Origin of the sequence: Fictibacillus sp. BK138 (assembly GCF_004216955.1) — a bacterium.
GTDB lineage: Bacteria > Bacillota > Bacilli > Bacillales > Fictibacillaceae > Fictibacillus.
Map to the genome: position 1 here is coordinate 1204651 of NZ_SGXL01000001.1, position 16288 is coordinate 1220938.

Genomic DNA, 16288 nt, shown 5'->3' on the forward strand with positions numbered 1-16288 from the left:
AGTGAACATACTGGTAACAGGTGGGGCAGGCTTTATTGGGAGCCATTTGCTTCGTTCCCTAAACTTGTACAAAAACTTTACGATTACAGCAATTGATTCTTTTCATGGGTATTACAGCCGTGAAAGAAAATTGGATCAGCTAAAGATGGCTGGTGCTGGATTTGAATTTATTGAACTAGATCTGCTTAACGAAAAAAAAGTTATGCAGCTCTTTGAAAATAAGAAGTTTGATACGGTTATTCATTTAGCGGCAATTCCTGGAGTACCTAAATCGATACAAAATCCTCATGAATACATAGACTTGGATATAAAGGCAACAGTGAACATTTTGAATGCATCGGGACGGACCAATGTTCAACATGTTATTTTTGCTTCTTCTTCATCAGTTTATGGAAACCAAGGGCACCGTCCACTAAAGGAAAGTGATGCGAACGGTCAAGTTGTTTCTCCGTATGCAGCTTCCAAATGGTCGGCTGAATCATTCTGCCATGCTTATCGTCATCTGTACGGCTTTGATTTAAGTATTCTTCGCTTTTTTACCGTATACGGCCCGTGGGGAAGACCAGATATGGCGATTCCGCTGTTCGTGAAAAAATTATTAAAAGGTGAGCCGATTTCTGTTTTCTCTAAAGGAACATCTCGAGATTACACATTTATTGATGACATAATAACCGGGATCCTATCCGTTATGAAACGCCCAAAAGAAAGCCAAGTCTTTAATCTTGGAAGCGGACAGCCAGTTACAATAGAACAGCTCATTGAAACATACCGCTTGTTTTTTCCGCAGCTCGAAACTATTGAACTTCCACATCGTTTAGGAGATGTGCAATCAACGTGGGCCGACATTAACAAGGCTGAGAAAGAGCTGGATTTTAATCCTTCCATTTCAATTTCAGAGGGTATTGAACGAACCATTGAATGGGCTAAAAGCTATGAAAGGTTTTAAAACGGTAAAGATAGCTGCTTTTGTCATTCTCATGATTCTCTTTGTCTGGCTTACGGTGAACTATTATAGTTGGGATCTTTTTCTTGAGGGAACAACGAATCTCATACGAACTCCTATGTTATTGCTACTTATGTTCTTGGGATATCTGTCCGCATTTTTTCTTAGAGCACTAGGCTGGCAGATGTATTTAACAAAAAATATAAACTTTCGGCATTACCTTTATGGTCTGTTTTATAGCTTGCTTGTAAATCATCTCTTACCTGTAAAAGCTGGAGATCTTATGAGAATCGGTTATTTAAGCAGTATTAAGTCGGAGATCGGAAAACCACAGATCGTGGAGTCGGTTATCGTTATGAGAATGTTTGATTTAATCGTACTGGGAGCAGCCGCTATTGGGTTCGGGTCGTTTATTGGTATTTCACTGGCTCAACACGATTTTTACTTATTTATAACAACCATCTTTGCAGGTCTTCTAATACTATATCTTTCACGTAAGAAGGTACCCTTCCTTGACCGTTTATCTAAAAATCTGCTTTCTATACTTTTATCGGCCCGGTCAGTTGGTATATTATTGATCATCTCGCTCAGCTGGATCCTTGAAGCTGCTGTGGTTTATGGGACTCTTATATCTTTTTCTGAATCGGCTGATGTATGGGAAAGCATCTGGGTGAATTCTATTACGATCGCTGGTCAGGTATTTCATTTTACACCTGGAGGGGCAGGAACATATGAAGCGACGATGTCATCAGCGCTGATTGCAGTTGGCATTACACCTGCTGTTGCTTTACAGACTGCGATTATAAGCCATCTGTTTAAATTTATTTTCTCTTTTCTAACTGGAGCTTTTACAGTCGTCAGGGCACCGATATCTTTTAGAGAGCTCTGGCTTTCGCTGAAACAAAAGAAAGAGGTTAATCAAACATGAAGAAAGCGTCAAAATTTGAAAAAGTTGCTGCACGCTGCTGGAATCTGTTAAACGAAGGAAAACCTTTTACTCCGATTTTTACAACGGGCGTTTTTTTGTTGTTCTTTATCGGACAATGGAGTGAAAGCTCTTTTTGGTTTTCCTTTTTCTTAAGTCTGGCAGGAACATTGCCATTATTTATTCTGAATTTTTTATATGATTTTCCGCTCTTTTTAAGAAATTATTTATTTATTCCTTTGATAGCAGCATTGCTATTATTGCAAGCTCCGCCCATATCGCTGTGGCTGCTGGCTGCTGGTGTTTACTTCTTTTTTACCGTGTTCTTTTGGGGGACTCTTTATTATCATTTGAGAATTGGCACTACATGGCTGAACTTCACTCGGTTTTGGAAACTTGTATTAAAGAATAGTGATTCTACAAGTGGGAACGCCCAAGAACAGTTGCCAAAGGTACTCATGATTTTAACAGTATGGCATTACCTATTTGAAACGGCAAAGGATGGCGGATTAGGTTTTGCGGAATACACCCCAGTTCTTTATGTGACAGCTGGTTTCGGCTTGCTTGCTTGGATTTTGCACCGTTATTTATTTGATTGGAAGCCTGCGGAATATGAGGAGTTCACTGAGAAAGAATCGATTCAAGCTAAATCAGATAAAGTGATTGTAATCGTAGTAGATGGAATGAGAAAAGATCGTTTTGAAATAGCTCATACACCATTTCTAAATAAGTTAAAAGCAGAAGGTACAGAATATCGACAGATGGAAACTGTTTATCCTGCAAGAACCGTTGTATGTTTTTCTTCCATGTTTACAGGGACTTATCCTAGGGAGCATGGGATTACATCAAACATGGTATGGCGTCTTGGCATCAAAGTAGAAAGCATCTTTGATTCTCTGCGAAAAGTCGGGAAAAAAGGGAAGCTCCTCGGCATCGCACATTTGGTTGATGCGATGGGAAGCGATGTAGAAACGGTAACTGCAGTAATGAAAAATGATGTGGCAGATCCTTCGATCATGCAGAGAGCTAGGAATATCATGGAATCAGAAAATCCTGATCTCTTTATTGTCCAGATGATCGCAACGGATCAGACCGGACACAGCAGAGGTGTTTTCTATGATGAGTACCTTCAAAAGATTAACGAAGCAGACAAGCTCATTGAAGATTTTGTTGATTATCTTGATAAAGAAGGTCATATGGAGAATACAACACTGATCATATGTGCAGATCACGGACAAGCTGACGGAATAGGCGGACATGGGCACTTGGATGAAGGCGAACGCTTCGTTCCATTCATTATGCATGGCCCTCATATTCGTAAAGGTATGACAGTGGAAGAAAAGCACAGCTTGGTATCTCTGGCACCGACTATCGCTCATCTTCTTGGTGCACCTTTTCCGGCAAACAGCAGAGGTCCAGTTTTAAAGCAGGCAATCAAAGAAAGCAGGGAAATGTAATACATGAAAAAAGTAACGAAAGTCATTGTTTTTTTACCTGCCTATAATGAAGAAAATTCGATCGGAGAAGTTATACGTAAAATCCCCCGTGATTTTCATTCAGCTGTTGATGTTGAAGTCATGGTAATTGATGATGGATGTACGGATCGAACAAAAGAAGTTTCTTTGGAAGCAGGAGCAGATTATTATATTTCTCATACTGAAAATAAAGGTCTTGGAGCAGCGGTACGAACAGGCTTAGAATCGTGTTATCTACATGGAGCAGATATTGCTGTAATGATTGATGCTGATAACGAATATCCAGCTGATGAAATCCCTGAACTTATACAGCCGCTGCTTGATGACCGGGCAGATTATTCAATGGGCTCCCGGTTTTTAGGGACTATTTCAGGAATGAAATTGCATCGCCGTCTAGGTAATTACTTTTTTACATGGCTACAATGCCTTTTATTAAAAAGATGGATTCGTGACGGCCAATCAGGCATGAGAGCTTTTAACAGAGAAACGATGAGAGACTTTGAAATTATCCATGATTACAATTATGCACAGGTACTAACACTTAACCTCGTTCGAAAAGGATTTCGGATGATTGAAGTTCCAATCACCTACAAAGTGAGAACGACAGGTACTTCATTTATCACTTTCAAGAAATATTTAGGAAATGTGATACCTGGTATATGGAATGAAATGAGAAGACCCGTAACAAAGATTAGAGAGTATCCTTCTTACGATACAAATGAATGATTACCATTTCAAGACCTGCCTACTGATGCAGGTCTTTTTTAAAGGCTTCTTTCGAAAACTTTAATGATATGTAAGTAGTTAATTTCCGCTCCAGATACTCGCTTTCCGCAGGGTGTGCGGTAAGTCTCCTAGCGCTCTGCGCTATCAGGAGTCTCACCTGTCCCACTCATCCTGCAGGACAAGGAAGGCAACGACCGCATTACATCGCACGAAGAAAATGTGATTTTCCATTTTCGAGGAGTCTCGCATCTTCCACTCCAATCAACTTGTCAATGAAGTGAATGAAAAATTGATCCAAAAGCAAGATCAGAAAAAAGGGATGAGCGGTAATGAACTAAAAAAATCATTTTCTATGATATTATGATTAAATAACAGTTACACCAGAGGGGTGGATAAATATTGACCTCAATTAAACAAAAATTGATGCTTCTCCCAGATCAGCCTGGCTGCTATTTAATGAAGAATGAATTTGGAAAAGTAATCTATGTGGGGAAAGCAAAAGTATTAAAAAATAGAGTGAAATCATATTTTTCTGGTTCGCATGACGGAAAAACCCAGCGTTTAGTCAGTGAGATCAGAGACTTTGAATATATTGTTACTTCGACTGAAATGGAAGCTCTAGTTCTCGAGATGAATTTAATCAAAAAACATGATCCGCGTTACAACGTCATGTTAAAAGATGATAAAAGCTATCCATATTTAAAGGTTACTTCTGAAAAACAACCTCGTCTTTTATATACAAGAAAGATAAAGAAAGACGGCGGAAAATATTTTGGCCCCTTTGTTAACGCATATGCTGCACAAGAAACGAAAAAACTCCTGGATCGTATTTTTCCGCTAAGAAAATGTGACACGATGCCGAAAAGAGTTTGTCTTTATTATCATATTGGACAATGCCTGGGTCCATGTGTTTATGAAGTTTCAGCTGAACAGAACAAACAAATGGTTGATGGTATCATAAAGTTTCTGAATGGCGGTTATCAGGATGTGAAGTCTCAGTTGTCAGAAAAAATGCTTGAAGCATCTGAAGCATTAAACTTTGAGCGTGCGAAAGAGCTGCGTGATCAGATCCAGCATATTGAAGCCGTAATGGAAAAACAAAAGATGATGACTTCGGATTTAGTCGACAGAGATGTGTTCGGTTATCATTTCGATAAAGGCTGGATGTGCGTTCAGGTGTTTTTTATTCGGCAAGGAAAGGTGATTGCTAGAGACATATCCGTGTTTCCTTTTTACGGGGAGGCACATGAAGACCTGCTTACCTTTATTGGCCAGTTTTATCTTCAGAAAAACCATCTGCTTCCAAAGGAAATACTTTTGCCTAAACAAGTGGATGCTAATATGATTCAAGAGCTTCTAAATGTTAAAGTTCTTCAGCCTCAAAAAGGGCAAAAGAAGGAACTTGTGGAATTGGCCACAAAAAATGCAACTCTTGCACTAAACGAAAAGTTTGCATTAATCGAACAGGATGAAGCACGAACAATAAAAGCAGTCGAAAACTTAGGTGAAAGAATGGGGATTACCCCTCCATACAGAATTGAAGCTTTCGATAACTCTAACATTCATGGTACAGATCCGGTTTCAGCTATGGTTGTGTTTGTTGACGGTAAGCCTTATAAGAAGGATTACCGAAAATATAAGATTAAATCTGTAGAGGGCCCTGATGACTATGCTTCTATGAAGGAAGTAGTTCGCAGAAGGTATTCCAGATTGCTGAGAGAAGAAGGTGAAATGCCAAGCTTAATCCTGATTGATGGAGGAAAAGGACAGATTTCAGCTGCTCAGGATGTACTTGAAAACGAACTTAATCTTTTCATTCCTGTTGCGGGGCTGTCAAAGGATGAGAAACACCGTACTTCTCAATTGTGGCTTGGTGATCCTCCTGAGATGATCCATCTTCCGAGAAACAGTCAAGAATTTTACTTGCTGCAAAGAGTGCAGGATGAAGTCCACCGTTTTGCGATTTCATTTCATCGCAAGGTTCGGTCAAAAAGTATGTTCGAGTCCATTTTAGATGGAATTGCCGGGATAGGAGAAAAAAGAAAGAAGATGCTGCTCCGTCATTTCGGTTCAATGAAAAAAATGAAAGAGGCAACCGTAGAAGAGATCCAGGAAGCGGGAGTTCCAAGAGCAGTCGCAGAAGAAATAAACAAAGCATTTTTGTCAAAAGACTAGTTGCAGTCATTTAGTAACTTTGTTAAAATGAGACCAACTTTATAAATATGCCATGCTTCTAATGAAGTGATGGTAGAGGAGCAGGAACCAATAGTATCCCATCTGAAGAGAAGAAGCTCTTGTGAGGGTGGAAGAAAGGGGATTCTTGCCGAAGTGTAAAAGGACTTCTAGCCTTTTATGCTGGACCTGTATTGAATAAATACAGAGCTGTCACACAATTCCCCCCAGGACTTGTGTGGAGGACTATCTCACTAGGGGGAAACAAACTTGGCTTGCTTCGGATATAGCAACAATAGGGTTTTTCCTTATTGTTGCTTTTTTGTTTCATAAAGAGATAGAAAATTACAACAGGAAAGGATTTGGAGAAGATGGGGAGAATTGTACAAAAATTTGGCGGTACAAGTGTAGGATCGGTTGAACGGATCCAAAATGCTGCAAAAAGAATTATTAACGAAGTAAACAATGGCAATGAAGTCGTTGTTGTCGTATCGGCAATGGGCAAAACAACAGATGAACTTGTCAGATTGGCTGGAGAAATCAGCAAAAACCCTTCAAAACGTGAAATGGATATGCTCCTCACAACGGGTGAACAAGTCACGATAGCTTTATTAACGATGGCTTTGCATCAGGAAGGTTATAAAGCTCTTTCTCTGACAGGCTGGCAAGCAGGTATTCAAACAGAAAATAATCATTCAAATGCTAGAATACTAGACATTGATTCTGAACGGATCAACAGATTGTTAAAAGACGGAAATATTGTGGTGGTTGCAGGATTTCAAGGCTTGATTCCTGAAACGAATGATATCGCAACACTTGGAAGAGGCGGATCAGATACGACAGCTGTAGCGCTGGCAGCCGCACTGAAAGCCGATCGCTGTGATATTTATACAGATGTTACAGGTGTTTACACGACTGATCCCCGTGCAGTTAAATCAGCAAGAAAAATACCATCTATTTCTTATGATGAGATGCTTGAAATGGCTAATCTTGGGGCCGGTGTACTGCACCCAAGAGCTGTAGAATTTGCAAAAAACTATTCGATTGTTTTAGAAGTCAGATCAAGTATGAGTGATGAACGAGGAACGCTAGTAGAGGAGGAAGCAACGATGGAACAAAATTTAATGGTGAGAGGTTTAGCTTTTGAAGGTAACATAACAAAGATTACGGTAACCAACATGCCGAATGAAATAAACGCATTGTCGGATTTATTCACGATCTTGGCAAGCAATGGGATAAATGTAGATATTATTATTCAAAACGTGATGAATGAAGAAAAGACCAATATTTCTTTTTCTATTGACTCCAGTATATTGTCAGACACTCAAGAAGTACTTGCTGAAAACCAGGATAAATTGGGCTTTGAATCGATCAGCTATGAAGGCAATCTTGCTAAAGTATCCATCGTTGGTTCAGGAATGATTTCCAATCCTGGTGTAGCAGCCATGATGTTCAAAGCCCTATCTGACCAGGATGTAATGATTAAAATGGTTAGTACATCTGAAATTAAGGTTTCTACTGTAGTGAAACAGGAAGATATGATTAAATCAATCGAAACTCTTCATGACACATTTGAACTGGATGCACGAGTACCTGTTCAGAACCAATAATGTTTACAACTGAAAAAGCCGGCATCAGCCGGCTTTTGTTTATTCGATCGTATCTTTTTTGTCCCACTGGACCGTAATGGAAACTTTATTGCGTTTCATTGACTCAAGCGCTTCAGTCGTACATTTTTTTTGCAGCTGAATTTGTTCTGCTAGAAATCCAGCTTCTAAGCTAAAAGTGTGGTGCTGGAAATTCTCGATTCGCTGTTCGATCAGTAATGAATGAAGTGAAAACACCATTTCTGTTTTTGATGCTTCGATCATTTCGAGATTACCCCAGCCAGCCTCATTGAAAAAAGCACTAACTTCTTCTATTGTATGTAAAGGGTATTTTCTGGCAAGATGTCTGCCAGCCCAATATAAAATATTTCTTTCTTGTTTACCAAGAAGTTCAGGTAATAAATCGCTGCGAAGGATCTCGTACCCAAAAGCTGAAACAGAAGGCTTTTCAGCAGGGGTAGTCTCGTCCTTTGTTTTTTGTTTAAACATTCTGCATCCCTTCTTTCTATTTTTATTATAACGGGTAAGAGGAGCAAACTCTATAGCAACTCAGTATTTGTCGAAAAAGTAACAAAGAAAAAACACTGATGTATCAATAAAATATCACAATTAAGTTGTTAGCGTTTTCTTGACGGTGTCAAACGATGGGAGTAAAATGGACATGTTGCTAGTTGATTAAACTAATTGTTTAACACTTTTTCCTCATTAAAAAGAGGAAACTTAAAACGCTTACATGTGGAGAGGAACAAAAGATTAGCAGCCAGAGAGAGGCTAAATTTGAAGGGGGCAAGAAAATGGCTGGCAGTAAGGATTTTGTAAACAGAAGGATTCATTCACTTTTAGGAGTTATTCCTATTGGGATTTTCCTAATTCAGCATTTAGTTGTAAACCATTTTGCAACAAAGGATGCTGAAGCATTTAATGCCGCAGCACATTTTATGGAAAATCTGCCGTTTCGTATTTTCCTAGAAACGTTCGTTATTTACTTACCAATTTTATTTCATGCGGTTTATGGTCTTTATATTACATTCCAGGCTAAGAATAACGTTAGCCGCTATGGATATTTCCGGAATATGATGTTCCTTGTTCAGCGTGTAACAGGTGTTATCACTTTAATTTTTATTGCATGGCATGTTTGGGAAACACGCGTTCAAGCTGCGCTTGGAGCGGAAGTAAACTTCTCAATGATGGCTGATATTTTAAGCTCTCCATTTATGATCGCGTTCTACTTAATCGGAGTATTATCTGCAGTATTTCATTTTGCTAACGGACTATGGTCGTTCTTTGTCAGCTGGGGCCTTACTGTTTCGCCTCGTTCACAGAAGATTTCAACTTACGTAACCATGGGTGTGTTCGTAGCACTTGCTATCGTTAGCGTACGTACTATTTTTGCATTCATTTAAAAGGGGTGAGACAAAATGAGTAATCAAAAAATTATCGTTGTTGGCGGAGGTCTCGCCGGGTTAATGGCTACAATTAAAGCAGCTGAAGCTGGTGTGAATGTCGACCTCTTTTCAGTAGTTCCAGTAAAACGTTCGCATTCTGTTTGTGCTCAAGGCGGTATAAACGGTGCTGTAAATACAAAGGGTGAAGGGGATTCACCTTGGGAACACTTTGATGATTCAGTTTATGGCGGTGATTTCTTAGCAAATCAGCCTCCTGTAAAAGCTATGTGTGATGCTGCTCCTGGAATTATCCATTTAATGGACCGTATGGGTGTTATGTTCAACAGAACACCTGAAGGTTTGCTTGATTTCCGCCGTTTTGGAGGAACTCAGCATCACCGTACAGCGTTCGCTGGGGCAACTACAGGACAGCAATTGTTATATGCACTTGATGAGCAGGTTCGTCGTCATGAAGTTGCAGGACTTGTTACAAAGTACGAAGGCTGGGAATTCCTTTCTGCCATCATTGATGATGAAGGTCAATGCCGCGGTGTTACTGCCCAAAACTTAAAGACTATGGAAATTGTCAGCTTTGCAGCAGATGCTGTTATCATGGCAACAGGCGGACCTGGTATCATCTTCGGTAAATCTACGAACTCCGTAATCAATACGGGTGGAGCAGCTTCTGCTCTTTATCAGCAAGGTGTTCATTATGCAAATGGTGAATTTATTCAAATTCATCCAACTGCTATCCCTGGTGACGATAAGCTTCGATTAATGAGTGAATCGGCACGTGGTGAAGGCGGCCGTGTTTGGACGTATAAAGATGGAAAGCCTTGGTATTTCCTTGAAGAAAAATACCCTGCTTATGGAAACCTTGTTCCGCGTGATATTGCAACACGTGAGATCTTCCACGTTTGTGTAGATTTAAAGCTCGGTATTAATGGAGAGAACATGGTATATCTTGATCTTTCACACAAAGATCCGAAAGAACTTGATATTAAACTTGGTGGAATCATTGAAATCTATGAAAAGTTCATGGGAGATGATCCTCGTAAAGTTCCAATGAAGATCTTCCCTGCGGTTCACTATTCAATGGGCGGAATGTGGGTAGATTATGATCAGATGACAAACATTCCAGGTCTTTTCGCTGCAGGTGAGTGTGAATACCAATACCATGGTGCAAACCGATTAGGAGCTAACTCTCTATTATCTGCTATCTTTGGCGGAATGATGGCTGGTCCGTCTGCAGTTAAATACATCAGAGGGTTGGAAAAGACAGTTGAAGATGTTTCTTCTTCTGTATTTGAAAACCAAGTTAAGAAAGATCAAGAAGTATATAACAACATCCTTTCTATGGATGGAACTGAAAATGCATATGTGATCCATAAAGAATTAGGAGAATGGATGACTGATAATGTAACAGTTGTTAGATACAATGATAAATTAAAACAAACAGATGAAAAGATTCAGGAATTAATGCAGCGCTATAAGAACATCAATATTAATGATACTTCTAAGTGGAGCAATCAGGGAGCATCGTTCACTCGCCAGTTATGGCACATGCTTCAGCTTGCACGTGTTATTACTCTCGGAGCATTAAACCGTGATGAAAGCCGTGGTGCGCATTACAAACCTGATTTCCCAGAACGTAATGATGAACAATGGTTAAAGACAACAAAAGCGAAATTTAATCCTGCGACAAACGGACCTGATTTTGAGTACGAAGATGTAGATGTTTCGCTTATCCAGCCGCGTAAACGTGACTATTCTAAGAAGAAGGCAGGGGTGTAAACATGAGCACAAAAATGGTGAAATTCATCATCTCAAGACAAGATAACCCAGAGACTGCCCCATATCTAGAAGAGTTTGAGATTCCGCATCGTCCAAATATGAACGTTATATCAGCTCTTATGGAAATTCGTAGAAATCCTGTGAATGCAAAAGGTGAAGCTACGACTCCTGTAACTTGGGAGATGGGATGTCTAGAAGAAGTTTGTGGTGCGTGTTCAATGGTTATCAACGGAAAGCCCCGTCAATCTTGTACGGCTCTTGTTGATCAGTTAGAACAGCCGATCAGACTTGAACCAATGAAGACTTTTCCAGTTGTTCGTGACCTGGCGATCGATAGAAGCAGAATGTTTGATGCGCTTAAGCGTGTTAAAGCTTGGATTCCGATCGATGGTACGTACGACCTTGGACCAGGACCGAGAATGCCTGAAACTAAGCGTCAATGGGCATATGAACTTTCCAAGTGTATGACTTGTGGTGTTTGCCTAGAGGCTTGTCCAAATGTTAACAGCAATTCAGATTTTATTGGACCAGCTCCACTTTCTCAAGTTCGTCTGTTTAACGCACATCCAACTGGTGAAATGAATAAAGAAGAGCGTCTAAATGCCATTATGGATGATGGAGGACTTGCAGAATGCGGTAACTCTCAAAACTGTGTACAGTCTTGTCCAAAAGGAATTCCTCTAACAACATCTATCGCAGCTCTTAATCGTGACACTACTTTCCAAGCGTTTAAGAACTTCTTTGGAAGTGACAGATAATCGATAGCTGAAAGCTTCTCTCGATCGGGAGAAGCTTTTTTCACAATCAAAAAGTACCTGGAACTGAAACTCTAGCGGACAGCTTTTGCAAAGATTTCGATAAAAGGTGGTAAGTTGATGGCAAGACAAGATTATATTTCAAATATGGAAGAATGGGAAAAAGGGTTTCATTTTTTTCACGAATTGAATGTTCGCTTTGGCGAAATCGATGGTTTTGGACATGTAAATAACACGAATATCTTTATTTATATGGAAGAAGCCAGAATTGCCCTCTTTAAAGAACTAGGCTTGATGAGATCTTGGGGAGCACGTGATTCCGAGGAAATTCCTGTTGTCGCAGATCTGCAATGTGATTACCTTGCTCAAATCATGTATGATGAGAAGTTAAAGGTATATGTAAAGATTAATGAAGCAGGATCATCATCTATCGATCTGCATTACCTGGGAATTAATGAAGAGAATAAGCCGGTTTTCACAGGAAGAGGAGCGATTGTTCAGATTTCCAGGGAGAGCGGACGCCCTTTAAAGTGGAGTGAAACATTAAAAAAACAATTAGAAAACTTTTCACAAAAAGCCCATATATAAAAAATGGGCTTTTTTTTTATTTTATTATGGAATATTATGGGGACTTTTTAACTTAACCAAGTCACTTACACATGTGTTATGACATAGTATATGTTGACTAAATACTTCCAATATTCGTTGGCGGTTCCTAAACCCTAGCAAGGAGGGGTGAATTCATTGAAAGATAAACACTACCGACCGAAGCCTCTACTTACAAAAAGAGAGAGAGAAGTTTTCGAACTATTAGTCCAAGATAAGACCACAAAAGAAATTGCGGAACAATTATTTATTAGTGAGAAAACAGTTCGAAACCATATTTCGAATACCATGCAAAAGCTTGGGGTTAAAGGACGCTCTCAAGCCGTTGTAGAGTTATTGAGGCTTGGAGAACTCGAGATTTAGTCAGGAAGCGGCTTTCGCGTGAAAGCCGTTTTCAGTTTGCGTATCTAAACATAATGGCATGATAGTTGTAAGCAAAGTTACTATTCAGGGAAAAGTTGCAATTGATTTTTTATCTCTTTTTCAGATATGATGACTAAGATGTCTATGGTTTCTGGCCAGATAATGAAAAAGGTGAATATCATGCATAATAGCCTGCAAGTTAAAAAAGTACTTAATAATAATGTCGTGATCGTGACTGAATCCTCTGGGAAAGAACAGATTGTCATTGGAAAAGGAATCGGCTTTGGAAAAAAACAAGGAGATCTCGTCCTCTCAGAGCAAGTTGACAAATTGTTTGTCCTAAGAAATGAAAATGAACAAGAGCAATATAAGACACTTCTGACCTATATAGATGAAGAAACTGTTGAATTGATAAATGATGTTATCGTTCATATCGGATCGCGTTTTGAGAATGATTTGAACGAGCATATACATGTTGCTTTAACAGATCATATCGCATTTGCCATTAAACGGCTGCAGCAAGGGATGGATATAAAAAATCCATTTCTTACTGAGACTCAGACGTTATATCCTAAAGAATATACGGTTGCGGAAGAAGTGATAGAGGTCATCAACAAATCCCTTGAAATCCATCTTCCTGAAGGTGAGATTGGCTTTGTTGCTCTTCATATTCATAGTGCTATTACAAATAAAAGTGTTAAAGATATAAAAAAACATTCAGAGCTTATAAATACACTCATGCAGATGATACAGCATTCACTGGACCTTGAAATTGATACGAAGAGCATCAATTATCTTCGTCTGGTAAGGCACTTAAGACATGCAATTGAGCGTATCTCAATGGGTGACATTATGGAAGAGCAAGAAAAGTTAGCAAAAGTGTTGAAAGAAGAATATCCGGTGTGCTACAATTTGGCTTGGAAGTTGATCAAGGTTATGCAAAATTCCTTGAACAAACCCGTGCCACATGCAGAGGCAGTGTACTTAACCATGCATTTGCAAAGGCTTTCGCGATATGACAATTAGACAAAATGTAACGAGTAATTAAATAGATATACAGCGTTTTTACGTGTTACTGATTCGATCAGGCATAAGTAAAGAACAAAGTGTAGCGAATGCTTAATTAGGATATATTATATCTGATTAGGTAAATTTGCTCATGTTCTTTATTTATGTCTTTTTTGTTTTTAGCGGAAGTAAATGGAAGGGTTATCAAAATTAAAAGGCTGTTTTCGTAAGCTTTGTTGTGCAGTGTTGATTTCCGCTCCAGGATGCTCGCTTTCCGGGGGGCGTGCGGTGAGCCTCCTCTGCGCTTTGCGCCGTTAGGAGTCTCACCTGTCCCGCTGATCCCCCAGGAGTCTCGCACCTTGCGCTCCAATCGACTTGTCAATGAAGAGTTTTCAAAAAAGATTAATGTACAAAAATCTTTTGAAGAGAGCCAAATAAAAAAAGGAGGACTTCCTATGTGGAAAAAGCTTTTTGGTGTACTTCAGCGTGTAGGTAAAGCTTTAATGCTGCCAGTAGCGATCTTGCCAGCAGCTGGTCTGTTGCTTGCGTTTGGTAATGCTTTTAAAAACCCTGCATTGATTGAACGAATACCAGCATTAGATGCAGCATGGTTTCAGCTTGTTGCGGAGGTAATGGAGAAATCCGGAGACATCGTATTTGCGAACTTGTCATTATTGTTTGCAGTAGGTGTTGCCGTTGGTCTTGCAGGCGGTGAAGGAGTAGCAGGTCTTGCTGCTATTATCGGTTACTTAATTATGAATGTTACGATGAGTGTCATTGAAGGTGTTACACCTGATATGATCGGAAAAGATCCGTCATTTGCCAGCGTTCTTGGAATCCCGACTCTTCAGACTGGGGTTTTCGGGGGTATTATTGTCGGTATTCTTGCATCGTATCTCTACAAACGTTTTTACAACATAGAACTTCCTCAATACTTAGGTTTCTTTGCAGGTAAACGTTTTGTTCCAATTATTACAGCAGTATCAGCATTAGTTCTTGGTATTTTAATGACATTTATTTGGCCGCCTGTACAGCATGGTCTTAACACTTTCTCTGAAAGTATGATTAATTCTAATCTTACAGTTGCAGCCTTTATCTTTGGTGTAATCGAAAGATCATTGATTCCTTTTGGTCTTCATCATATTTTTTACTCTCCATTCTGGTTTGAGTTTGGATCTTACAAATCAGCAGCTGAAGGTCTTGTACGTGGTGACCAAGCCATCTTCTTTGCTCAATTGAAAGATAATGTAGAACTGACAGCTGGTACTTTTATGACAGGTAAGTTCCCATTCATGATGTTTGGACTTCCAGCTGCAGCACTTGCTATGTATCATGCAGCTCGACCTGAGCAAAAGAAAGTAGTTGCAGGTATCATGGGTTCTGCTGCTTTAACTTCCTTCTTAACAGGAATTACAGAACCAATTGAATTTACATTCTTATTTGTAGCACCAGTTCTTTTTGGAATCCATGCTATTTTTGCAGGACTTTCATTCATGGTAATGCACATATTGAATGTTAAAATTGGTATGACTTTCTCTGGTGGAGTAATTGATTATTTACTATTCGGAGTTCTTCCAAACCGTACAGACTGGTGGCTTGTCATTCCGGTAGGTTTAGTCTTCTCAGTAATTTATTACTTTGGTTTCCGTTTTGCGATTCAAAAATGGAATCTAAAAACACCTGGTCGCGAAATCGTTGATGATGAAGTAGAAACGAACGTTGGACCGTCTAATAAAGATTCATTAGCTGCGAATATTTTAGAAGGCTTAGGCGGAGAATCTAACATAGCTGATTTAGACGCATGTATCACACGTCTTCGTGTTTCTGTACGCGATCCTAAGGAAGTTGATAAAGATCGTTTGAAAAAGCTAGGTGCTTCAGGAGTTCTTGAAATGGGGAACAGCATTCAGGCTATTTTCGGAACTCGTTCAGATACAATCAAGAGTGAAATACGAGATATTATGACCGGGAAGACAGTTGCTAAGCCAAAAAACAGTGAAGCAACTCCTGAACAAGGAGAACCAGCTGATACTACAGAGCAAGGAACTGTAAACCCAACGTCTTCGATTTCGAATGATGAACGTTTTGTTTCACCGATTAAAGGGAAAATAATTCCGATTACCGAAGTTCCAGATCAAGTTTTCTCAGGAAAAATGATGGGTGACGGTTTTGCGATCGAACCAGCAGAAGGTTTGGTTGTATCACCGGTAAATGGTAAGATAATTAATATCTTCCCGACTAAGCATGCGATTGGGATTGAATCAGATAACGGAAAAGAAATTTTGATCCATTTTGGAATTGACACTGTAAAATTAAAGGGTGAAGGTTTCGAAAGCTTTGTTTCTGAAGGGGACAAGGTATCAGCTGGTCAAAAGCTTCTCCAAGTTGATTTGAACTTTGTAAAAGAAAATGCACCATCTATTATTACACCGATCGTGTTTACTAACTTATCGGGTGAAACTGTTTCAGTCGAAAAAACAGGAACGGTAGCAATCGAAGAAGAAAACATAATTACATTCAAAAAATAAA

The 16288-nt window shown here is 39.4% G+C and carries 14 protein-coding genes and 1 riboswitch; of the genes, 13 read left to right on the plus strand and 1 reads right to left on the minus strand.

Annotated features, from left to right (window positions below; translation table 11 throughout):
- The first annotated feature begins 1 nt into the window (after position 1).
- The 6 genes from EV282_RS05865 to EV282_RS05890 all read left to right on the plus strand — a co-directional run bounded on the left by EV282_RS05865 (position 2) and on the right by EV282_RS05890 (position 7851).
- On the plus strand, positions 2 to 946 hold the full coding sequence (locus tag EV282_RS05865; RefSeq protein WP_130294575.1) for an NAD-dependent epimerase/dehydratase family protein: 945 nt from the start codon (positions 2 to 4) through the stop codon (positions 944 to 946).
- Positions 933 to 1871, plus strand: a complete 939-nt coding sequence (locus EV282_RS05870; RefSeq protein WP_165389372.1) for a lysylphosphatidylglycerol synthase transmembrane domain-containing protein — start codon at positions 933 to 935, stop codon at positions 1869 to 1871. Before EV282_RS05865 ends, EV282_RS05870 begins: the two co-directional genes overlap by 14 nt.
- Positions 1868 to 3325: an alkaline phosphatase family protein gene (locus EV282_RS05875; RefSeq protein ID WP_130294579.1), complete on the plus strand. Its 1458-nt coding sequence runs from the start codon at positions 1868 to 1870 to the stop codon at positions 3323 to 3325. The genes EV282_RS05870 and EV282_RS05875 overlap by 4 nt, the downstream gene beginning before the upstream one ends.
- Positions 3326 to 3328: 3 nt before the next feature.
- The gene (locus EV282_RS05880; RefSeq protein WP_130294581.1) at positions 3329 to 4069 is read left to right on the plus strand and encodes a glycosyltransferase family 2 protein; all 741 of its coding nucleotides are present in this window, start codon (positions 3329 to 3331) and stop codon (positions 4067 to 4069) included.
- 423 nt (positions 4070 to 4492) lie between these two features.
- Complete coding sequence (gene uvrC / locus EV282_RS05885; RefSeq protein WP_425590201.1) at positions 4493 to 6244, plus strand: excinuclease ABC subunit UvrC; 1752 nt, start codon at positions 4493 to 4495, stop codon at positions 6242 to 6244.
- A gap of 65 nt (positions 6245 to 6309) precedes the next feature.
- A riboswitch (Lysine riboswitch) is annotated at positions 6310 to 6498 on the plus strand.
- A gap of 114 nt (positions 6499 to 6612) precedes the next feature.
- On the plus strand, positions 6613 to 7851 hold the full coding sequence (locus EV282_RS05890) for an aspartate kinase (RefSeq protein ID WP_130294585.1): 1239 nt from the start codon (positions 6613 to 6615) through the stop codon (positions 7849 to 7851).
- A gap of 39 nt (positions 7852 to 7890) precedes the next feature.
- Here the strand turns inward: EV282_RS05890 and EV282_RS05895 are convergent, their stop codons facing one another.
- Entirely contained in the window at positions 7891 to 8337 is a 447-nt protein-coding gene (locus EV282_RS05895) for a YslB family protein (RefSeq protein ID WP_130294587.1), read from the minus strand.
- 305 nt (positions 8338 to 8642) lie between these two features.
- Between EV282_RS05895 and EV282_RS05900 the strand changes: the two genes are divergently transcribed.
- From EV282_RS05900 to ptsG, 7 genes are all read left to right on the plus strand, one after another.
- Positions 8643 to 9251: a succinate dehydrogenase cytochrome b558 subunit gene (locus EV282_RS05900; protein WP_130294589.1), complete on the plus strand. Its 609-nt coding sequence runs from the start codon at positions 8643 to 8645 to the stop codon at positions 9249 to 9251.
- Between the two features lie 15 nt (positions 9252 to 9266).
- Positions 9267 to 11027, plus strand: coding sequence for a succinate dehydrogenase flavoprotein subunit (gene sdhA, locus EV282_RS05905; protein WP_077359244.1), 1761 nt, complete (start codon positions 9267 to 9269; stop codon positions 11025 to 11027).
- Positions 11028 to 11029: 2 nt separating this feature from the next.
- Positions 11030 to 11785, plus strand: coding sequence for a succinate dehydrogenase iron-sulfur subunit (sdhB, locus tag EV282_RS05910; protein WP_066291494.1), 756 nt, complete (start codon positions 11030 to 11032; stop codon positions 11783 to 11785).
- A gap of 117 nt (positions 11786 to 11902) precedes the next feature.
- Positions 11903 to 12370 (plus strand): acyl-CoA thioesterase, encoded by a 468-nt coding sequence (locus EV282_RS05915; protein ID WP_130294591.1) that lies wholly within the window; start codon positions 11903 to 11905, stop codon positions 12368 to 12370.
- Positions 12371 to 12526: 156 nt separating this feature from the next.
- Positions 12527 to 12751: a helix-turn-helix domain-containing protein gene (locus tag EV282_RS05920; RefSeq protein WP_066243534.1), complete on the plus strand. Its 225-nt coding sequence runs from the start codon at positions 12527 to 12529 to the stop codon at positions 12749 to 12751.
- A gap of 180 nt (positions 12752 to 12931) precedes the next feature.
- Entirely contained in the window at positions 12932 to 13777 is an 846-nt protein-coding gene (gene glcT / locus EV282_RS05925; protein ID WP_130294592.1) for a glucose PTS transporter transcription antiterminator GlcT, read from the plus strand.
- A 437-nt stretch (positions 13778 to 14214) separates the two neighbouring features.
- Positions 14215 to 16287: a glucose-specific PTS transporter subunit IIBC gene (gene ptsG, locus EV282_RS05935; protein ID WP_130294596.1), complete on the plus strand. Its 2073-nt coding sequence runs from the start codon at positions 14215 to 14217 to the stop codon at positions 16285 to 16287.
- Position 16288 lies beyond the last annotated feature (1 nt).